Genomic DNA, 20,758 nt, shown 5'->3' on the forward strand with positions numbered 1-20,758 from the left:
ATGAAGAAATTATTCATATTAAGTGGGGTTGTTGGTTTGTTGATGACATCTTGTTCTTTGGATAAGGAGCCATATAATGCGTTGACCAATGAAAATATAGAAAATACCGAGGGTGCCTTAAGGGCTTTACATTTGGGGAATTACCATAGTTTGAAGGGCTGGGTTGAAAACTGGCACCGTGTTACGGAATATCCTGGAGACAATGTTTCTTTAAGTGGTACGACGACAGATAACCTTTTTTATAATTATAACTATAAGAGAGTTGTCAATAATGGTCGGGTAAATAATTACTGGGAAAACTCATATCGTGTAATTGCAGGGACAAACTTGTTAATGCAGAAGCTAAAGGAGGGTGAAGATGATGATCAGGATCAAATGATTGCTGAAAACCTTTACTTGCGTAGCTTAATGTATTTTTATTTGGCGAATGTCTTTGGCAAGCCTTATACGCAAGATCCACAATCTTTGGCAGTACCGATTAAATTAACAGATGATCCATTTGAGGTATTACCACGAAATACTGTAAAAGAGGTTTATGATCAGATTGAGAAAGATTTATTGAAGGCGGAAGGATTGTTTAAAAGCTATAAGAGCAATGTTTACGCGAGTGTTTATTCTACCCAAGCTTTACTAGCAAGAATTTATCTGTTTAAGGGAGATAATCAAAAAGCCCTTCAATATGCGAATAAAGTTATTGAGTCAGGTAAGTTTAGTTTATTGGCAGGGTCAGAATATAATAAGCTAACGGTTTCTGTTCCTGAGGAGAATAAGGAAAATATTTTTGCGATTAAGTTTGTCAAGGATCTCGATTATGCGGATGATGGTTGGAATACGATTGGGTCCATGTATGCAAATATTCTAGGTTCTGGATGGGGAGAAATGTATGCATCCAGACCATACTTGGAGGAAGTGCGTAAGTATCCAGAAGATGTACGATATAAAATGATTCAGCCAGTTGTAGAGAAAGCTGATGAATTGCATGCGTACTATGTAAATGACACGTATAAGTATGAAAGTGTTCAGGTTGTTCAATCAGGTTCAGACTATTCTTATACCGAAGGTGGAGCGAAGAAAAACCTGATTAAGGAATCGAATGGAGCAGGGGCATTCCAATATTACATCCAAATTGGAGGTAAGAAAAGAACGGTCTTGATCGATAAGAAGTTGGCGAACAGAAATGGATACCTGAAGTATTTTGTTCTTAAATGTTCAGGCCAGGAAGGGCAGGCACATTTATGGTCACCAATTATTTCCAGATTATCGGAGATTTATTTAATCCGTGCTGAGGCGAGTGCTAAATTGGGTGATGTAGCATCGGCATTGAAAGATGTAAATGTCATTAGACAACGAGCAGGCATTCCATCAGCAGGACTATGGACAAGTTCCAATTTAAAGGGACAAACAGCATTGGATGTTGTATTGTTGGAAAGACAACTGGAATTGGCATGGGAAGGTCATCGTAAATTTGATGTTTTCAGAAATGCCAAGACCATGGATAGAAAATATCCAGGAACCCATACTGCTGGAAGTAGCCCAATATTAAGTATTGATGCGAAAAGTAATATCGCCATTGAATTTATCCCAGAACAACAAATAGTCTTGTCGAACGGGGTTTTAAAACAAAACCAATAGACAATAAGAATAAGAAAAGCTAATGAACTCATTAGCTTTTCTTATTAAATATTATCCTAATTATTTAAAGTATTGAGACTTTATTTATCATATTAAAAAAAAGAAGCAATAAAAAAGGACATTTTAACCATTTTGGAAAATTCTTAAATTTTACTTTTGATAAATGTTTTGTTGCTTAAAAGGTACAATGTAACAATGTGATTGCATAGTTGAGTTAGGAAGATTTCCAATGTGTTAAAAAACTCTATAAATCAAATTATTATGATAGTTTCTCAAAGAAGTTGGGTTAAAATTTCCTACTGGAAATATTTAAGTTTTAGGAATAAATTTTCTATCTTTCAGCATTATTTGACGAAGTCAAGTCTCTTTATAGATAAATTTATGAAAGTATTTTGATTGGATTAACCGCCAATCAAATTCAAAATAGAATTTCTAACTGTTAATTTTCAAAACTAATTTTAGGTCAACCTCACAGGTTGACCTATTTTTTTTGTGTAATGCCTGTCATTTTGTGATTTCTCACGCAAGATGTGCGATTTATCCTTAACTTTGTACCTTTACAAGATACCTGAAATTGTTGCCGTGAGGTAACGAATTAAAAGAAATATGGCAAATATCGTAGCAATTGTTGGAAGACCTAACGTTGGAAAATCCACATTATATAATCGTTTGACAGAGAGTAGGAAAGCTATTGTTGATGACTTTAGCGGAGTTACTCGCGATAGACATTATGGTCAAGCGGAATGGATCGGTAAGAAATTTACCGTTATAGACACTGGCGGGTTTGTTCATGGTTCGGATGATGTATTTGAAGCAGCGATCCGCGAACAAGTTCTGATTGCTATTGATGAGGCATCCGTTATCTTATTTGTTGTGGATGTAACCACAGGAATTACAGATTTAGATGATGAGATTGCAGACATGTTGAGACGTAGTAAAAAACCTGTTTATGTAGTCTCAAATAAAGTAGATAGTGCAAAGCAAACAAATGATTCAGCAGAATTCTACTCCTTTGGTCTAGGTGATATCTACAATATCTCTTCCATGACTGGATCTGGAACAGGAGAATTATTGGATGCGGTGGTTAGCAATTTTGAAAATGTAGAAGAAGAAGATTCTGAACTTCCGAAATTTACGATTGTAGGTCGTCCAAACGTTGGTAAATCATCTTTGACAAATGCCTTATTAGGCAAGGAGAGAAATATCGTAACTCCAATTGCGGGAACAACACGTGATTCAATTCGTATCCATTATAACCAATTCGGACATGAGTTTTTATTGGTGGATACTGCCGGTTTAAGAAGGAAGTCCAAAGTTAACGAGGATATCGAGTTCTACTCGGTGATGCGTACGATCAAGGCTTTGGAGGATTCGGATGTAGTAATCTTAATGATCGATGCCAAAGATGGCATCGAGGCTCAGGATATCAATATTTTCCATTTGGCGGAGAAGAACAAAAAAGGGATTGTGATCTTGGTGAATAAATGGGATACGGTTGAGAAGGATCATAAGACTGCCAAGGAATTCGAACAATCCATTAAGAGCAAGATTGCTCCATTTACAGATGTGCCTATTTTATTTACATCAGTAACCGAGAAACAACGTATTTTCAAAGCTGTGGAAACAGCGATGGAGGTCTATAATAATAAAACGAAGAAAATCCCGACTTCTAAATTAAATGATGTGATGTTGGAAATTATTGAGAATTATCCACCGCCAGCAACCAAAGGGAAGTATATTAAAATTAAATATATCACACAATTACCAGGAAGATCGCCAATGTTTGCTTTCTTCTGTAATCTACCTCAATATATCAAAGATCCTTATAAGCGTTTTGTTGAAAACAAGTTAAGAGAGCACTTTGATTTTACAGGAGTACCTATCCAAATATTCTTTAGACAAAAATAATCAGTTTCAATCATCGTATGGAGCATAATTTAGTATTATACAATACGCTTACCCGAAAGAAAGAAAAGTTTGTACCTATACATCCGAATATGGTTGGGATGTATGTTTGTGGACCTACTGTGTACAGCGATGTACATTTAGGAAACTGTAGGACTTTTGTTTCCTTTGATTTGATTTTCAGATACCTGGTTCATCTTGGATATAAAGTACGTTATGTGCGTAATATTACGGATGCGGGGCATTTGGAAGGAGATAATGATGAAGGGGATGATAAATTTGCGAAAAAGGCAAAGCTGGAGCAATTAGAGCCGATGGAGATTGTCCAAAAGTACACGATTGGATTCCATGATGTTTTGCGTTTATTCAATACCATACCTCCAAGTATAGAGCCAACAGCTACTGGTCATATCTCGGAGCAGATTGAAATGGTTCAGGAGATTATCAAGAATGGCTTTGCTTATGAGGTCAACGGAACAGTTTACTTTGATGTGGAGAAATATGTCAAGGAGTATAATTATACGATTTTAACCAACCGTAATCTTGAGGATCTATTGAACAATACGCGTGAGTTAGGTGGTCAAGATGAGAAAAGAGGTCGTTTGGATTTTGCCTTATGGATAAAAGCCAAACCCGAGCATATCATGCGTTGGCCATCACCATGGGGAGTAGGCTTTCCAGGCTGGCATATTGAATGTTCGGCCATGAGTAGAAAATATTTGGGTGACCAATTTGATATTCATGGTGGCGGAATGGATCTGGCAGCGACTCACCACACCAATGAAATAGCACAATCAGAAGCTTGTAACCATACTAGTCCTGCGAAATATTGGATGCATACCAATATGTTAACAGTGAATGGAACAAGGATGTCAAAATCTGCGGGCAACGGATTCCTTCCGGGGGAGTTGTTTACAGGGAATCATCCTTTGTTGAATAGAGGTTATTCTCCAATGGCCGTTCGTTTCTTTATGCTTCAGGCGCATTATAGAAGTACGCTTGATTTTTCCAATGATGCTCTAGATGCTGCGGATAAAGGCTACAAACGATTAATGTCTGCCATCGGTCTTTTGGATAAGATTGTTACATCGAAGACTTCGAATTTCGGGAACTTGGAGGAGATCAAAAAACGCAGTTATGCCGCCATGGACGATGACTTTAATAGTCCGGTGCTTATTGCAGAGTTGTTTGAGGTAGTTCGTATTATTAATTCGATCTATGATGGGAAGTTAAACATTAGCGAGAGTGATTTACAAGCGCTAAAACAGTACATGCAGGACTTTGTGTTCGATGTATTGGGTTTAAAAGATGATCAAATTGGAGAGGGTGATAATATGGAGGATTTGATGCAAATTATTATCAATTTGCGCAATGACGCAAAGAAAAACAAGGATTTTGTGACCTCAGATCGCATCCGTGAGCAATTGACTGCCGCAGGTATTCAATTGAAAGATAGCAAGGATGGGACACTTTGGAATAAGATTTGATTAGTAAGGTAAAAATTAAAAGAATGATTAATAAAAAAGGCTTAACTCTTTTAGCCGCAACGCTAATTTCTTTTTCGAGTTTTGCCCAACTACCTGAGAAGGTAGGGGGACTTCTTTCGGTTGATAGAACAGCTGCTAACCTTTCTAAAAATGAAAGTCCATATGCTGGACTTAAATATATTGTTGATAAGCAAACCACATTCTTGGTTCCTTCGCCTGTAAATGCGGCAAATTACCTTGACAATAGACCAAACTTACCAGATCGTTTATCCTGGAACCCAAATTTTGCCTTAGTTTCCAGAAGTTTGGACTGGGGAGTTACTTCGGGCCCGATAGAATTCCAGAAGATGGGTGCTATCAAACGCTATGGTCAATACCTAACGGTTTGGCATCGGGATAGAAAAGGTAATTGGAGGGCACATTTACGTGCCGAAGTTGAAAACTACGGTAAGAAAAAGGCAAGTTCTTTGGAATACTACGAGCCAGACGATAAAAACTATCTAAAACACCGTTCGGTAAAACGTCTTGAACAACGAGAAGAAGTTGTTTTACAAACGGACGAATTGTTTTCGACCATTTTGAAAGCAGATACGAAAACTGGATATAATGAGTTTTTGGCGGATGATGCGAGGTTTTATTTTCCTTGGCAGAATGAAATTGAGGGTAGAGACAATGTTATCGCCTTTTTAAAGAAGGAACGGATTGAAATTGATACTGACCCTACAGAAGTAGGAAGAGCTTACAGTGGTGAGTTTGCTTATACCTCGGGTACAGCAACGGTAGGACATAAGGATAAAGTTGTAAAGTTTAGCTATATCCGAATCTGGCAATTGACCGATGAATTTCAATGGAAGGTTATCCTAGAAATGATGTTTGAAAGATAAGAACAAGATATAAAAAATAAAGCCCGATCATTTGATCGGGCTTTATTTTTATACCTGTTATTGTATTAATCTTCTTTTGAAGCTGCTAAATTATTTGATGTTGGAGTAATCCACATTTGTAATTCATCACAGGTTGCAAATTCAGGATTAATATGTACGAATGTATTTTTAGTTTTCTTTTCGAACCATTCGCTTAAGCTTCTACGCGTTTTATCTTCTTGCGCTGCCTCTTGGATCTTAGCGAAGTCTTGTTCTAAGTTTGCTTCATGCGGCGGAATACGCTTTTTAAGGTAAGAGATTTTATAGCCAGATTTGCCAGTTCTTGGATCTTGGAATTGGTAAGGTCTTGATAACTGACCTTCTTTTAAGCTATCGATAGCCATGAATACTTCCTTTTCCAATAAGTCAACAGGAATTAAAGTTGATCTTGAAGGGGATTGGGGGTTGATAACCATACCACCATTGAACTTTGTTTCTTTGTTGTCTGAGTATAATGTTGCAGCCGAACTGAAAGGGATTTTTCCACCTTCAATCTTGTCATAGATGGAATCAATTTTTCCTTTGATACGGTCTAGACTAGCAGTTGTTGGTTTTGTTGTTACCAGGATATGTCTAGCATTTACCTCTTCACCGCGGCGTTCCAGTACTTGTAAGAAGTGGAATCCATATTCTGTTTCAAATACTGGAGATATCTCACCTTCTTTTAATCTAAATGCCATTGCTGAGAACTCTTTAACATAGTTCTCACGAGGAGCAAAGCCTAATTCACCACCTTGAACGGCAGATCCTGGGTCTTCTGAATAGAAACGAGCTACCGTACCGAAATCAGTTCCATCAAGGATTTGCTGACGATAACCTTCAGCTTTAGCTCTAAATACATTTTTTTCTTCTTTGGTTAATTCCGGATAGATGACAACTTCTCCAATTTCAACTTCGGTGTTGAATTTTGGTAAGCTATCTTGATTTAGTCCTTCAAAGTATTTTTTTACCTCTTGAGGAGTAACCGTGATTTTACTGATGATTGTATTTTGGAATTTTTCAGCTTTGATTTGTTCCGAAAGAACAGGTCTCATTTCCTCTTTATATTGTAATAGAGAGCGTTTCAAGAACCCTTCTAATCTTTCTTTACCACCGGCACGACGAGTCATTTCACGCATTCTGGCGTTCAATTGGTCATCAACTTCAGATTCGGATACTTCTACAGAGTCTAAGACCGCTTGTTGAGATAACAATTTGGTCATAATCAACTGTTGTAATGCGGTACACTTGAAGTCATCGGAAGGGGTACCTCCATTTGCCAAATACTGAGAATATTGCATGTCAACATCTGATTGCAAAATAATTCCAGAACCCACAGTCGCCACCACGCGATCAATCAGTTTTTCTTGAGCATTAGCTTGAAATGAACAAGCTAATAAAATTAATATAAGTAAACTTGAAAAGTTCTTCATGTTATGTGTTGTCACGCTAAATCTAAAGTTCAATCGCAAAATTATTAAATATTATGCCTTTTTTCTACTTTTATATCGTAATAATTGTATTAATACCTAAGTCTGGCTAATATATTCGGACTAAATTACTTAAACAGCATTAAACTTCGGGCGATTTAACCATATTTAACAGATGAACAGACCTGTATTATTCTTCTTTTTTCTTTTGATGAACGTCACATTATTGAACGCACAATCCAATCAGGTGCCACTTTACGTAGGCACATACACTTCAGCGGATGGTAGTAAAGGGATTTACGAGTTTAGTTTTGATACCCAAACTGGAGATGCCAGCTTGGTTCGAGAGACAAGTACCGCAAATCCTTCCTTTATTGCTAGGACTGATAAATTTTTGTTGGCGACCAATGAAATGACTGATGGTAGTCAGTCACTTTCTTCGTTCTCCTTGGGCAAGGATGGACTGACATTTATAAATAAATTAGGTTCTGGTGGTTCTGCTCCTTGCCATGTGGTTATAGGAAAGGATGGAACTTTCGCAGTAGTATCTAATTATCTTGGGGGTGCTTTGGATTTATTTCAACTATCTCCGAATGGGGAGATCTTATCCAAAGACGATACAAAGATTTATAATGGGAGTAGTGTAAATAAAGCTCGTCAAGAGTCCTCACATATTCATTCTGCCTTTTTTGGTCCAGATAATTTATTGTATGTATCTGATTTGGGAGGAGACAAAATATATATTCTAGACATCCAAAAAACTGATGGCGGGAAGTTTCAATTTGCTGAAAAAGGTAAAATCAATGTGAACCTAGGTGGAGGTCCGAGACATATTGCGTTTCATCCGAATGGTAAGCTGATGTATTCATTGATGGAAATGACTGGGGATATCGAAAGTTTCAAAAAGAAAAATGGCGTTTGGGAATCTTATCAGATTATTTCGATGCGTTCGCCAGAATTTGAAGGAAAAAGTGGAGCTGCTGATTTGAAGGTATCTTCAGATGGTCGATTCTTATATTCTACAGATCGAATTGACGCAAATACAATTACAACCTTTGCGATTAGTAAATCCGGTAAATTGAGAAGAATTGAAGTGAATTCAGTTTTAGGGAAAGGACCTCGTAATTTTAATTTCAGTCCGGATGAGCGTTTTGTATTAGTAGGGAATCAATTGACGGATGAGATTGTTGTTTTCAACAGGAATCAAAAGACTGGAAAGCTTACTGATTCCGGAAAGCGGATCAAGGCTTCCAAGCCCGTTTGTATCATCTTCTAATTAATCTGTTGCATCATCAGTATGGGCAATATTGTCGTGTGCAGATTTATCTGCCTTTTTAGGATCACTTTCTAAACAGTGAGTCTCCTTATTGTACATCCCTTTTAGTTCATCGACTACTGTTCCTTTCCATAGTGGGATTCCGATAAAATAGGCTGCTTTTCCGATCATATGGGCTGCGATAGGCGCAGTAAGTAGGAGGAAGAAGATGATGGCAATAGATTTAGTGGTTACTGACACATCATCAGGGAACATAATAGCTGCGCAAATCAGTAATAAGCCCACACCCAAGGTGGATGCCTTTACTGTTACGGATAATCTTAAATAAAAGTCAGGCATTCTCAATACACCAATGGATGCAAAGAGAATGGATAAGGCACCTACGGTGCTTAATATGGCGAGAATAATATCAATCATCTTGTTGTTTTTCTATGTAATAGGAAAAGGCGATAGTCCCCAAAAAGGCAATCAGAGCTAGAATAATAGAGACATCCAAAAGGACTTCCTGTTCCTGACGGATGCTATATACGGTAATAATTCCAATCCCAATGGTAATGATAAGGTCTAGTGCCATAACACGGTCCACTACGGATGGTCCCTTAAACAAACGGATAAAGACCAATAATACCGAAATGGTTAATATGGGCAGAATGACAAAATCAAAATAGGTTTCTAAACTCATCGTAATATCTCCAATAATTTTCGTTCAACCCCTGTTTTTAAAGTCCTGATAAATTGCTCTTCATCTTTTAAATACATGACATGGATATAAATCGCCTTTTTATCATCGCTGATATCAATAATCAAGGTTCCTGGTGTCAAGGAGATAAAAGTTGCCAAAATATTGATTTCAAAATCCGTTGTAGTATTCACTGGATATCTGACAATACCCGGTTTAAAGAAATATTTTGGGGTGATTACATCGTAAGCCACCTGAATATTAGCCTTGATCAATTCGAATAAGAAGAAAAAGAAAAAGCTTATGATTTTTGGTACCCTATAGAAATAACGTTGATCGGTTTCATTTCTATTCATGATCCATAGGACTCCAAAGCCAAGCAAGTAGCCAAAGATAAAGTTAGAATAGTAGAGAGAACCCGTCAGGGCTACCCAGATAAAGGATAGCAAGAGGTTCATTAAAAAAAACTTGATCATTGTTCAAAAGCTTTATCGCCCAAAACGGTACGGATGTAAGGGCTAGTGTCCAACAATTCATTTGTAATTCGATCGACCACGGTGATGATATTCTCGGCATTAAAACCAATGTATAGCGTCACTGAGCATAGTATTAATATAGGCAATACCAATAATATTTTCTTAAATAAAGGCAGCTCTTTGAACTTATCTTCGACTACCACATCTTCAGGTACATTCTTCCAGAAGACATCTGCCCACATTTTTGCTATTACATAAAGAGTTACCAAACTTCCGATAATCAATGCCGCAATAAAGAAGTATTGTTTATCCACAAATGCTTCCTGGAACAGGTAGATTTTAGGCCAGAATCCTGATAATGGTGGAATTCCAACTAGAGAAAAGAGCACCAATGCAATCACCAGGGAAATCAAAGGATAATCCTTATAAAGTCCACCTAATTTTTTCATATCCATGGTTCCTCGGACGAGTCGGATATAACCTGCAATCAAGAACATATTGGTTTTCACCATGATGTCATGGATTAGATAAAACACGGTTCCCATCAATGCTATCTTACTGAACATGGCGATACCTCCCAGCATAAAACCAATGTGACAGACAATCAAATAAGAAAACATCCTTCTAATATTGGTTTTTATCAATGCTCCGAAAGCACCTGTTATCACCGTTAAAACAGCAAGGACCATAAATAGGTTTCTGGTAAACTCGTCTGGAATAAAGATGAGGCTAAATACCCTCAGAATGGCATAGATTCCAAGTTTCGTCAAGAGACCGCCGAAAGTAGCGGCAACTGCTGAAGGCGGGGTATGATAGGAAGAAGGTAGCCAATAATAGAGTGGGAAAACTGCGGATTTAATACCAAAACCTAGAATAAAAAAGATGGAGGTGATTCCTACCAGAGCCTGATTGTCAAAATCCCTAATCTTTAAGGAAAGATCCGCCATGTTTAATGAGCCGGTAATCCCGTATAGAATACCAATTCCGGTCAGGAAGAAGGTAGAGGCCAGAATATTCATGGCCATATATTTTACAGCACCTTCCAATTGAGCCTTTCTTCCTCCAAGGGTCATGAGTACAAAGGAAGAGATGATTACCACTTCAAACCAAACATACAGATTAAAGATATCACCGGTTAGGAAAGCTCCATTTAAGCCCATTAAGAGAAAATGGAAGATTGGGAAGTACCCATAAAGCATTCTTTGTCTGCTAAGTCCTACGGATGAAAATATGGATACTGCGAATCCGGCAATAGAGGTCAGCAATACCATGGTTGTACTTAACATATCCGCGACGAATACAATACCAAATGGAGGTTCCCAATTGGAGGCATTCATATGCAAGGATCCTTCAGAATAAACCTTAGCGAATAATCGGATGGCGATCAATAGTCCAATAAAGGCACCACCCACACTGAGGAAACGTTGAGATACGGTTTTTCTCCAGGCAATTAATTGTATAATGGCCGTGAAAAGATGTATGAAAACTGGGGCTAAAATATGGTTATCGATCATATATCTTCTTCTTCCGGCGTATTTAAGTCATCTAAATCATCAGTATCCACTAAAGCATAAACACGTTTTAACAGTACGATCGCGAAGGCTGTCAATGCGAAGCTGATTACAATCGCTGTCAATATCAAAGCTTGAGGGATAGGGTCGGCATAAATATCTTGAAAGACATTGTGGTCCGTATCTATAACTGGAGGTTTGCCTTTCGTAATGGATCCCAATAGGAAAATCAGGATATTGGTTCCATTTCCAAGCAACATAATTCCTAATAATAATTTTACCATACTCCTTCGAAGGATGAGGTATACTCCGGCAGCATACAAGAAACCTAAAACAAGTACAAGTAGTAGTTCCATGGATTAATCCTTCGTTAAAGAAATGGTGAATAAAATAGTTAATACCACGCCAATCACAACGAGGTAAACTCCTAGGTCAAAGAATAGGGCGGAGCCGATCATTCCTATTACTGGAATTTTTTCTTCCCACCATAGTCCTGTCATGGGTGGTAATCCAAAGAAAGTAGGCATAACCACACTTACAGCAGAAATTCCTAATCCAATTGGAATCAGGGACAAGGGTTTCCTGCCCAATATCTTCATGGTCGATTCCGTACCATTGGCAAAGCTGTGTAATACGAAGGCAATAGAAGCCACTAGTCCGCCTACAAAGCCTCCTCCAGGATAATAATGCCCTCTTAATAATAGAAAGAAGGAAAATAAAAGTAAGATGGGTAGCAAATATCGTGTTGCTGTTTGTAATATTATACTGCGCATATCCTTATTCCTTTTCTGACGATTTTAATCTCAATTTTAATAAACTATACACCCCTAGTGCGGCAATTCCCAATACCACGGTTTCAAACATGGTATCAATTCCTCTAAAATCGGCAAGAATCAGGTTTACCACATTTTTTCCTTTCGCGAGGATATAGGCATTCTCACCATAGAAATCACTTGTTTCTGTTGAAATAGGTTCGTAAAGAACTTTTAATGCGATAATAGAAAGAATTGCTCCAAAGCCTAATGCGACGATGCTGTCACGATATCTTTCGCGTTTGGAGGCTAGATTCAAGAAGCTAGGAAGTTTATAGAGAACCAATACAAATAATACCGTACTCAGGGTATCGATTGTAAATTGGGTCATGGCTAAATCAGGTGCACTATAGAAGACATACATCAAACAGATACAGTAGCCGATAACACTCATGGCTACAACCGAAGTAAGTCGGGATGGGGTTGCTACAACGATAATCAAGGCTCCCAAAAGGATGATAACTACGGCTACTTCATAAATTGTAAGTGGCGTGAGGTTATCGAAATCGATTTGAATAGGCCCACTTTGCCATAATTTATAGATCAGCAAGGCTTCTGCAAAAAGGATAATCTTCATATGGTAGGACCGCAGGTAGCCATTATGAAAGAAGTTGCTGAACCAATCGGCAAACCTAACAATATCATTGCTGTATCCGGTCAGGATTCGCTGAGGGGAAATCCCCTGAAGTTTTTCTATCTTATTAAGTCTTAAAAGGCTTGGTTTGTTAGCGAAGTACAGGATTGTACCGGCAGCTAATGTTGCCAAACTCAGGATAAGCACCGTATTGAACCCATGCCATATAGCGAGGTGCATTTCTGTATCGGCTCCAAAGATGCTATTGGCAGTTTGCTTGCTTAATAAATCACCCACCAATCCTGGTAATAGTCCGAATAGTAATCCTAGGCAACCTAAGATCAGTGGAGGAATCCACATGGATTTATAGGGAAGATGGAGTTTTTCGTATTCCGATGGTAATTGACCAAAGAAAGGTTTAATTCCTGCCATAAAGCCTGCTGCAACCAAACAAACATTGGTCGCTACAGCAATAATGGTTAGGATCAGGACCCAATTTTTTTCGGCATGTAAAGTTGCTTCATAAATAAGGTCTTTTCCGATAAACCCGAAGGTGGATGGTAATCCGGCACTACTAAGAGCTGCTAAAACTGCCGCGATGGCAACAGGACCCAAGACCTTTTTTAATCCGGCGAGTTTAGTAATATCGCGTGTTCCAGTTTCATGGTCGATAATTCCTGTTACCAGGAATAAAGTTGCTTTGTATAGCGCATGAACCAGTATAAAAACACTGGCTGCAATGACAGCTTCCTTCGTCCCTACCCCCAATAAGAAAACCAGCATTCCCAGTGCTGAAATGGTCGTATAGGCTAAGATAGCTTTAAGATCAACCCTGAAAAGGGAATGTATTGCAGCATATAGCATTGTAAATCCACCGATTCCAGTCAGGCTGTAAGTCCATAATTCTGTTCCACTCAGGATGGGGAAGAATCTTGCCAGGAGATAAATCCCGGCTTTTACCATGGTCGCGGAGTGTAAATATGCAGAGACTGGAGTTGGAGCTTTCATGGCTCCAGGTAGCCAAAAATGGAAAGGGAATTGCGCAGATTTCGTAAATGCGCCTATAAATATTAAGAATAAAATTAAAGGATATTGCGGATGGTTAAGGATGACATCGCGGTATTGAATCAGTTCGGATATTTGATAAGTTCCTGCAACATTGCCAATCAATACTAATCCGGCCAGCAGAAAAAATCCACCCATGCCCGTTATGGTCAATGCCGTCATGGCACTCTTTCGGGAGGCTTCCTGATCATTATTAAACCCAATCAGGAAAAAAGAACTAATACTCGTCAATTCCCAAAAGATAAATAATAAAAAGATATTGTCAGAGAGCACCAAGCCGAGCATGGCTGACATAAACAAGTATAAATAGCCGAAGAAGCGGTCGAAAAAGGGGTGTCCTTTTAAGTAGGTTCTGGCATAGAAGAATATTCCTGTTCCGATTCCGGTAATTAGTAAGCAGAATAGGAGCGAAAGTCCATCTAATCTAAGGTTGAAATCCACACCTAAGGAAGGAACCCAGCTTATTGCTTGAAAAAAAGTTGATCCATCTGCTATTTTAGGGACATATCCTAAATAATACAGGAATAGACCAGTTGGAATCAGAGGAATAAGGATGCTCCAAGATGATTTTAGTCTTTTGCCAAATGGGATTAGCAAAATTGAAGAAATCAAACCTAGAAGTATCGTAAATAACATGGGCGCTTTCTTATAGTATTATGGGATTCGGCTAAAAATAATAAAAAACAGGCATTTTTCTCGCCTCCAAATTGATAAAACTTAATGCAATTCGAAAAAAATCCTCTTTTCTTTTTAAATTTAACTAGTCAATAATTAATCATTATGAATTCTAAACCTATTTCAATTTTAACCCTGCTCTTTGGGTTTTTATTTTTATCGCATTCAGGTATGGCCCAGCAAGGCTATGTAAAACCTAAATTAACAAACAGTAAATCCTGGTCTTTAGTTTTAGTTCCGGACCCGCAAACCTATGTTAAATATGATCGGAATGTGGGGATTTTAAATTTGATGACTTCTTGGATTCGGGAGAATGTTGACTCTTTAAACACCCAATTTGTACTATGTACCGGAGATTTGGTGGAGCAAAATGATTTATTAAATCCGGATACAAAAGCGGCTAACCAAAATAGTAAGCAGCAATGGACCAATACAAGTGAAGCATTTCGGAAATTAGATAATCGAGTACCTTATGTTTTGGCGACAGGAAATCATGATTATGGTCATGTCAGCGCTGAATATAGGTCTACGCAATTTGATAAGTACTTCTCTGCGGAGCAGAATGGATTTAATGCAAAGGCCTTGCGAGAGATTGGTCCTGCATTAAATGGAAATTCAACTGCTGTAAATGCAGTTTTTGAGTTTGAAACGCCACATCCCAAAAAACTTTTGGTTATAGTGTTGGAATTTGCTCCACGCAATGAAGTTCTAGATTGGGCTTTGAAAACCTTGAATCAGGCGAAATATGAAAATCATGATGTTATCTTATTGACTCATACCTATCTGGATAGAAATAGTAATCATATCAAGAAGGAAGGGTACAAGATTGAGGATGCCAACTATGGAGCGGCTGTTTTTGAAAAACTTGTAAAACCATCCAAGAATATACGCATGGTATTTTCTGGACATATAGGTGCTCCTGATGATTTTGAAGGGCATATAGGTTTCAGACAGGATAAGAATGCGGCAGGAAAGACCGTTACACAGATGACCTTTAATGCGCAGGCAATGGGCGGTGGATGGTTTGGCAATGGCGGTGATGGTTGGTTGAGATACTTGGAATTCTTGCCAGATGGAAAGACCGTAAAAGTGAAAACTTTCTCACCGTTATTTGCGATTTCTCCTGCAACACAAAACCTAGCGTATAAAAAAGAAAAAAATCAAGAGTTTGAGTTTTCTTTGGATTAAAGTTGTAAGAATTAAATAGTATATAAAAACCCCGTCACATTCAATGACGGGGTTCTTTTTTGGAGATTATTCTCCTTTATTCTGATAAGATCCTAAAATCAGGTCTTATTTTTTCATCTCTTTAGACCCTTCAATAATAGCCTCAACAACAGTTGGGTCTTGCAGGGTAGAAGTATCGCCAAGATTATTTAATTCACCTTCAGCGATCTTACGCAAGATTCTACGCATGATTTTTCCAGATCTTGTTTTAGGAAGATCCGTTACGAATTGAATAATATCCGGTTTAGCGATTGCCCCGATGATACGTGTTACAGTTTGTAAGATATCCTGACGTGTTTTCTCAGCATCGATATGGTGGTTTGCAATCACATAAGCATAGATCCCTTGACCTTTTACAGGGTGCGGGTAGCCTACGATTGCGGATTCTACCACATCGGAGTGCATATTGATGGCATTTTCTACCTCAGCGGTTCCGATACGGTGTCCAGACACATTTAACACATCATCGACACGGCCTGTGATGCGGTAGTATCCTTCTGGGCTACGGTAACAACCATCACCTGTAAAATACATATCCGAATAGGTAGAGAAATAAGTTTGTCTACAACGTTCATGATCGCCCCAAGTCGTACGGAGCATACCTGGCCAAGGGAATTTGATACATAAGTTTCCTGATACATCATTTCCTTCGATTTCTTCACCATTTTCATCCATTAAACATGGTTGTACCCCTGGAAGCGGTAGCATTGCATAACCTGGAATTTCAGGAGTAATGCCAGCGATTGGCGTAATCAGGTGACCACCATTTTCTGTTTGCCACCAGGTATCCACGATAGGACATTTTCCATGGCCTACCTTTTCATGATACCAATTCCATGCTTCCTCATTGATTGGTTCTCCCACCGTTCCTAAAATACGGAGCGATGAAAGATCTTTGCCTTCCAAGTACTGATCTCCAAAAGCCATTAAAGAACGGATTGCCGTAGGCGCTGTATATAGGATGTTTACTTTATATTTTTCAACGATATCCCAGAATCTACTTGCGTCTGGATAGGTAGGAATACCTTCAAACATCAATGAAGTAGCACCTTGCGAAAGTGGTCCATAAACAATATAACTATGACCAGTAATCCAACCAATATCCGCTGTACAGAAGTACACTTCTCCCGGCTTATATTGGAAAGTATTGGCAAAGGTATAGCCTGTGTAGACCATATAGCCAGCTGTAGTATGTACTACACCTTTAGGTTTACCCGTTGACCCGGAAGTATATAAAATAAATAAGGTGTCTTCAGCATCCATTTCTTCTGCAGGACAAGCTGGATTACCTTGGGTTTCGACTTTCTTGATTTCATCTTCCCACCATACATCGCGACCTTTGATCATAGAAACCGGCGTACGAGTACGGGTCAATACGATTACTTTTTCAACAGAATCACATTGCATTAATGCATCATCCACGATGGATTTTAGTTCCAAAACCTTTTGACCACGGAAACCGCCATCAGAAGTGATCACTAATTTACATTCTGCGTCATTGATTCTATCTGCGATTGAACGTGCCGAGAAACCACCAAATACCACATTATGAATTGCACCGATACGTGCACAAGCTAGAACCGCAATAACCAATTCAGGTACCATAGGTAAGTAAATACAAACACGGTCACCTTTGCGGATATTGTTATTCTTAAGAACATTAGCGAATTGCTCTACTTTTTGAAGCAGTTGTTTATAGGTTAAGACGCGGTGCGCTTCATTGGGGTCATTAGGTTCCCAGATGATTGCAGGTTGATCTCCTAATTTATAGATATGACGATCGAGGCAGTTTTCAGTAATATTTAACTTAGCACCTTCAAACCACTTTATATCGGGATCTTTAAAATTCCATTTAAGTACATTGTTCCATTTTCTTTTCCAAAAGAAATGGTCCGCCACATCCCCCCAGAAAGCTTCTGGTTCTTCTACACTTCTTTTGTAAGCTTCTTGATACTCGTCAAAAGATTTAAGCTGAAAATTCATCTTTTTTTTAAAAATTATAGGTCTACATTATCTTTACATCAGGAAATTATTTAATTCGGTCAATTAGTTATTGAATGCGGAAAAAATAAGGACCTGTATAGCTAATTTAATTTTTTTTCGATTGAAATACTAATTTTTATAGGCTAGGAACAAATATTGACAGCAATTGTTAGGTTACAATGACAAGGTTTTTGAAAAGACTGTATTACTTTTTGGTTCATACGAATGTATTGATTGCGCTTGCAGCAGTTGCTCAATGTGCCTTGACCTATTATATTCTGAATCTACCGGTCAATGACCCGATTCTTGTGATAGAAGGTGCAACAACCCTGTTATTATATAACCTGAGTTTGTATCTATCCTTGCCAAAGGATCCGAGTAAATCTCCATTTCAAAGAACCAGATGGATCGGTAAGAATATGTGGTTGTTTTGGTTGTTAAGTGCTATAGCTACTGTGATAACCATTTGGGCACTTTTTCAGGTACATCTATTGACTTTGTTTTTCTTGGGGTTTATAGGCGTGATAAGTTTGGCTTATGCAGTGCCATTGCTGAAAGTAAAGGGTAAATGGGTGGGTATGCGTCAGATTCCGGGCTTAAAGGTTTTTTATATAGCCTTGGTTTGGTCCTTAAGTAGTGTTGGCTTGCCGGTCGTGGAGTTGTATGCCAATGGCGCCAATATTGATTGGTATCAGGCAAACTATCTTGGACTTGTAAAAATCGTATTCCTAGTCCTCTGTACATTGCCTTTCGATATCCGGGATTATGAACAAGATAGTTTATATAACCTGAAGACGGTTCCGATTCTCTTGGGAAAGCAAAGGGCAATTAATCTATCTTATGGAATAGGCGTATTTCACTTGATTCTGATTCTTTTGTCGCCGAATACCTGGGCAGTGCGGATAGCTTTGCTGATAACAACCCTGTTGATCCTGATTATGTTCCGATTTATTATCTTTTCGAAAGAAAAGCACTATCACCATGTTTATTTACTGGATCTCGCACTGGTGTTACAGTGGTTCTTTGTGTGGTTATTGATTTAGAAAAGCAATAATCTTATCGGCTAGAACATCAGAAAGCTTGAAATAACTTTCAAAAGTCCATCCGGCCACATGGGGACTTAAAAGGACATTATCTCTCTCGATTAGGTTTTGATACCAAGATTGTTCTCCCAATGCTGGAAATTTCTCCACAGGCAAGACATCAAAAGCTGCCGCGATTATTTTTCCTTCATCTAATTTTTTGATAACCGCAGGAACATTGACTATTCCTCCACGAGCTCCCATTAGGAAGAAGATAGGTTTTCTAAAATGGAATAGATATTCATCATCCACCATGCCTTTTGTTTCACGGGTAAGTGGAATATGGAAACTCAATACATCCGCCCGGCGGACAACCTCTTCCATAGAAACCTCTGTTGCATACTGGTCAGAAAAACCAGTTTTATATTTGTCATAAGCAATCACATTGACATCGAAGCCAGAGAGTTTTTTCGCCATTGCTTGACCGTTATGACCATATCCGATTAAAGCTACGGTTCGACCTTTTAATTCATAGCCGCGATTTTCTTCACGATTCCATTGACCCTCACGAATTTCTCTATTTCCACGATTCAGGTTGTTCATCAGGCTGAGCAGCATTCCAATCATATGTTCACCTACAGCATCACGATTGCCTTCATTAGCAGGAATCAAGAAAATCCCTTTGCTCGCCGCATAGGCTTCATCAATATTATCCATTCCTGCACCAGCACGGCCTATCATTTTCAGGTTAGGATTTATATCAATAAATTCCTTATCGACCTGAAACTTCGAACGAATGATTAATCCGTCAAAATTTGGAATTTGTTCTTCAGCTTGCTCTCTAGTGAAATCTGGTTGATAAGAATAGGATATCCCAGCCTTATCTAATTTCTGCAAGAGGATTTCGTGTATATCGTCGACTATTAAAATGTTCATAATGGATACTATTATTTCATGAAGTCTTCTTTAAACACCTTGAGCAATGATTTTTGGTTCATGCTGTCGGGCATTATTTTCATGAGTTTATTTCGGATTGAAATTAGGAATTTATTTTCCCATTGAGCCACATCACCTATGAATTTGGAGGTGTCTGTGATATATTTTGTTCTGGCCAATCTTTTCTTTTCGAAGGTTTCGAAGGCTTGGAGAACAGATTGGTTTTTCATTAATTCTTTGGAAAGAACGGCTACATCTTCCATGGCTTGGCAGGCTCCCTGTCCCATGTTGGGGGTACAAGCATGTGCGGCATCACCAATAATCAGAATGTTTCCAAAAGCGAAGTTTTTGAGGGGTTTGATATCAATAATATCGCTCCATATTAAGTCCTTATCTTGGGTGTTGTCAAGAACTTCCTGTATAGGATTATGATAGTCTGCGAATTGATTCTTCAGATCCTGGACTTGATAACTTTTAAAATCAGGGTTTTGTTGGGGCCCATTAATGCAGGCATACCAGTAGACCCTATCATTTACCATCGGCGATAATCCGAATCGACCCATATGTCCCCAGGTTTCAGATCCTTTCTGGATTTTTAATTGAGAGTTGTCAATTGTAGCACGCCAGCAACTATATCCAGCATATCGAGGTTTTGACCCTGGAATTAATTGTTGCCGAAGTGGGGATTTTATACCATCGGCTATGATAAGATATTTTGTTCTATGGATAGATCCATCTTCAAAAAATACATCTATATAATCTTGCTGTTGTTCGAATTTAATTGCTTTTTTACCAGCAAAAACCGATTCTTGATTTACCTTGGAAAGTAAATACTGGTGTAGATCAATACGATGTATGGCAAAGTTTTTCTGCTCATAGGTTTCGGATATTTTTTTGGTGTTGGGATTAACCAAAATATCTCCTTTTTGATCTAGAATGGCAAAGGAGTCCATGTAATATCCGATTTCTTCGACTTCTTGTCGAATTCCGATATAATCGAGGGCATGCATTGCATTTGCTGCAAGGCCAAATCCTGCGCCAATACCTTTGATAACTTTGGATCTTTCAAAGAGAGTGAATTCACGACCAAGATTTTGGAGGGCAATTGCTGTCGTTAGACCTGCGACACCGGCTCCAATGATGCTAAATTCACTAATGTTGTCCAT

Annotated in this window: 18 protein-coding genes; 7 read left to right on the forward strand and 11 right to left on the reverse strand. The window is 38.5% G+C overall.

Annotated features, from left to right (window positions below; translation table 11 throughout):
• The 4 genes from PZ892_RS02090 (at position 1) to PZ892_RS02105 (ending at position 5,908) form a co-directional block, all read left to right on the forward strand.
• A complete protein-coding gene (locus PZ892_RS02090) occupies positions 1–1,632 on the forward strand; it encodes a RagB/SusD family nutrient uptake outer membrane protein (protein WP_182497996.1) in 1,632 nt (543 codons plus the stop codon).
• Positions 1,633–2,238: 606 nt separating this feature from the next.
• On the forward strand, positions 2,239–3,540 hold the full coding sequence (der, locus tag PZ892_RS02095; RefSeq protein ID WP_094255563.1) for a ribosome biogenesis GTPase Der: 1,302 nt from the start codon (positions 2,239–2,241) through the stop codon (positions 3,538–3,540).
• Between the two features lie 17 nt (positions 3,541–3,557).
• Entirely contained in the window at positions 3,558–5,024 is a 1,467-nt protein-coding gene (gene cysS / locus PZ892_RS02100) for a cysteine--tRNA ligase (protein WP_182497997.1), read from the forward strand.
• A gap of 23 nt (positions 5,025–5,047) precedes the next feature.
• The gene (locus PZ892_RS02105) at positions 5,048–5,908 is read left to right on the forward strand and encodes a nuclear transport factor 2 family protein (RefSeq protein ID WP_182497998.1); all 861 of its coding nucleotides are present in this window, start codon (positions 5,048–5,050) and stop codon (positions 5,906–5,908) included.
• A gap of 65 nt (positions 5,909–5,973) precedes the next feature.
• Here PZ892_RS02105 and PZ892_RS02110 read toward each other — a convergent pair whose 3' ends face one another.
• Positions 5,974–7,359 (reverse strand): peptidylprolyl isomerase, encoded by a 1,386-nt coding sequence (locus PZ892_RS02110; protein ID WP_094255560.1) that lies wholly within the window; start codon positions 7,357–7,359, stop codon positions 5,974–5,976.
• A 172-nt stretch (positions 7,360–7,531) separates the two neighbouring features.
• Between PZ892_RS02110 and PZ892_RS02115 the strand changes: the two genes are divergently transcribed.
• On the forward strand, positions 7,532–8,632 hold the full coding sequence (locus PZ892_RS02115) for a lactonase family protein (RefSeq protein WP_182497999.1): 1,101 nt from the start codon (positions 7,532–7,534) through the stop codon (positions 8,630–8,632).
• Here the strand turns inward: PZ892_RS02115 and mnhG are convergent, their stop codons facing one another.
• From mnhG to PZ892_RS02150, 7 genes are read right to left on the reverse strand one after another with little or no spacing between them, the layout of a single operon-like run.
• Positions 8,633–9,049, reverse strand: coding sequence for a monovalent cation/H(+) antiporter subunit G (gene mnhG, locus PZ892_RS02120; RefSeq protein ID WP_094255558.1), 417 nt, complete (start codon positions 9,047–9,049; stop codon positions 8,633–8,635).
• On the reverse strand, positions 9,042–9,314 hold the full coding sequence (locus PZ892_RS02125; protein WP_094255557.1) for a monovalent cation/H+ antiporter complex subunit F: 273 nt from the start codon (positions 9,312–9,314) through the stop codon (positions 9,042–9,044). The genes mnhG and PZ892_RS02125 overlap by 8 nt, the downstream gene beginning before the upstream one ends.
• A complete protein-coding gene (locus tag PZ892_RS02130) occupies positions 9,311–9,787 on the reverse strand; it encodes a Na+/H+ antiporter subunit E (RefSeq protein WP_094255556.1) in 477 nt (158 codons plus the stop codon). Before PZ892_RS02130 ends, PZ892_RS02125 begins: the two co-directional genes overlap by 4 nt.
• Complete coding sequence (locus PZ892_RS02135) at positions 9,784–11,301, reverse strand: proton-conducting transporter membrane subunit (protein WP_182498000.1); 1,518 nt, start codon at positions 11,299–11,301, stop codon at positions 9,784–9,786. The genes PZ892_RS02130 and PZ892_RS02135 overlap by 4 nt, the downstream gene beginning before the upstream one ends.
• Positions 11,298–11,654 carry a Na+/H+ antiporter subunit C gene (locus PZ892_RS02140; RefSeq protein ID WP_094255554.1) on the reverse strand — a complete coding sequence of 119 codons (357 nt, stop codon included), beginning with the start codon at positions 11,652–11,654 and terminating at the stop codon, positions 11,298–11,300. Before PZ892_RS02140 ends, PZ892_RS02135 begins: the two co-directional genes overlap by 4 nt.
• Positions 11,655–11,657: 3 nt before the next feature.
• A complete protein-coding gene (locus PZ892_RS02145; protein WP_182498001.1) occupies positions 11,658–12,071 on the reverse strand; it encodes a Na+/H+ antiporter subunit B in 414 nt (137 codons plus the stop codon).
• Positions 12,072–12,075: 4 nt separating this feature from the next.
• A complete protein-coding gene (locus PZ892_RS02150; protein WP_182498002.1) occupies positions 12,076–14,385 on the reverse strand; it encodes a putative monovalent cation/H+ antiporter subunit A in 2,310 nt (769 codons plus the stop codon).
• Between the two features lie 144 nt (positions 14,386–14,529).
• On the opposite strand from PZ892_RS02150, the gene PZ892_RS02155 reads away from it, so the two are divergent.
• Positions 14,530–15,612, forward strand: coding sequence for a metallophosphoesterase (locus PZ892_RS02155; RefSeq protein WP_182498003.1), 1,083 nt, complete (start codon positions 14,530–14,532; stop codon positions 15,610–15,612).
• Positions 15,613–15,717: 105 nt separating this feature from the next.
• Here PZ892_RS02155 and acs read toward each other — a convergent pair whose 3' ends face one another.
• Positions 15,718–17,634 (reverse strand): acetate--CoA ligase, encoded by a 1,917-nt coding sequence (gene acs / locus PZ892_RS02160; RefSeq protein WP_182498004.1) that lies wholly within the window; start codon positions 17,632–17,634, stop codon positions 15,718–15,720.
• A gap of 191 nt (positions 17,635–17,825) precedes the next feature.
• On the opposite strand from acs, the gene PZ892_RS02165 reads away from it, so the two are divergent.
• Entirely contained in the window at positions 17,826–18,677 is an 852-nt protein-coding gene (locus tag PZ892_RS02165) for a hypothetical protein (RefSeq protein ID WP_182498005.1), read from the forward strand.
• Here the strand turns inward: PZ892_RS02165 and PZ892_RS02170 are convergent.
• Entirely contained in the window at positions 18,666–19,592 is a 927-nt protein-coding gene (locus PZ892_RS02170; protein ID WP_182498006.1) for an NAD(P)-dependent oxidoreductase, read from the reverse strand. The genes PZ892_RS02165 and PZ892_RS02170 overlap by 12 nt on opposite strands.
• Before the next feature lie 11 nt (positions 19,593–19,603).
• The gene (locus PZ892_RS02175; RefSeq protein ID WP_220476605.1) at positions 19,604–20,758 is read right to left on the reverse strand and encodes an FAD-dependent monooxygenase; all 1,155 of its coding nucleotides are present in this window, start codon (positions 20,756–20,758) and stop codon (positions 19,604–19,606) included.

This window comes from Sphingobacterium sp. WM (assembly GCF_029542465.1).
Taxonomy (GTDB): domain Bacteria; phylum Bacteroidota; class Bacteroidia; order Sphingobacteriales; family Sphingobacteriaceae; genus Sphingobacterium; species Sphingobacterium cellulitidis.

What these genes read in the sequence shown, in the direction of transcription:
- PZ892_RS02090 (WP_182497996.1), top strand. Translation starts at nt 1, where the DNA reads ATGAAGAAATTATTCATATTAAGTGGGGTTGTTGGTTTGTTGATGACA.
- der (WP_094255563.1), top strand. Translation starts at nt 2,239, where the DNA reads ATGGCAAATATCGTAGCAATTGTTGGAAGACCTAACGTTGGAAAATCC.
- cysS (WP_182497997.1), top strand. Translation starts at nt 3,558, where the DNA reads ATGGAGCATAATTTAGTATTATACAATACGCTTACCCGAAAGAAAGAA.
- PZ892_RS02105 (WP_182497998.1), top strand. Translation starts at nt 5,048, where the DNA reads ATGATTAATAAAAAAGGCTTAACTCTTTTAGCCGCAACGCTAATTTCT.
- PZ892_RS02110 (WP_094255560.1), bottom strand. Translation starts at nt 7,359, where the DNA reads ATGAAGAACTTTTCAAGTTTACTTATATTAATTTTATTAGCTTGTTCA.
- PZ892_RS02115 (WP_182497999.1), top strand. Translation starts at nt 7,532, where the DNA reads ATGAACAGACCTGTATTATTCTTCTTTTTTCTTTTGATGAACGTCACA.
- mnhG (WP_094255558.1), bottom strand. Translation starts at nt 9,049, where the DNA reads ATGATTGATATTATTCTCGCCATATTAAGCACCGTAGGTGCCTTATCC.
- PZ892_RS02125 (WP_094255557.1), bottom strand. Translation starts at nt 9,314, where the DNA reads ATGAGTTTAGAAACCTATTTTGATTTTGTCATTCTGCCCATATTAACC.
- PZ892_RS02130 (WP_094255556.1), bottom strand. Translation starts at nt 9,787, where the DNA reads ATGATCAAGTTTTTTTTAATGAACCTCTTGCTATCCTTTATCTGGGTA.
- PZ892_RS02135 (WP_182498000.1), bottom strand. Translation starts at nt 11,301, where the DNA reads ATGATCGATAACCATATTTTAGCCCCAGTTTTCATACATCTTTTCACG.
- PZ892_RS02140 (WP_094255554.1), bottom strand. Translation starts at nt 11,654, where the DNA reads ATGGAACTACTACTTGTACTTGTTTTAGGTTTCTTGTATGCTGCCGGA.
- PZ892_RS02145 (WP_182498001.1), bottom strand. Translation starts at nt 12,071, where the DNA reads ATGCGCAGTATAATATTACAAACAGCAACACGATATTTGCTACCCATC.
- PZ892_RS02150 (WP_182498002.1), bottom strand. Translation starts at nt 14,385, where the DNA reads ATGTTATTTACGATACTTCTAGGTTTGATTTCTTCAATTTTGCTAATC.
- PZ892_RS02155 (WP_182498003.1), top strand. Translation starts at nt 14,530, where the DNA reads ATGAATTCTAAACCTATTTCAATTTTAACCCTGCTCTTTGGGTTTTTA.
- acs (WP_182498004.1), bottom strand. Translation starts at nt 17,634, where the DNA reads ATGAATTTTCAGCTTAAATCTTTTGACGAGTATCAAGAAGCTTACAAA.
- PZ892_RS02170 (WP_182498006.1), bottom strand. Translation starts at nt 19,592, where the DNA reads ATGAACATTTTAATAGTCGACGATATACACGAAATCCTCTTGCAGAAA.
- PZ892_RS02175 (WP_220476605.1), bottom strand. Translation starts at nt 20,758, where the DNA reads ATGGACAACATTAGTGAATTTAGCATCATTGGAGCCGGTGTCGCAGGT.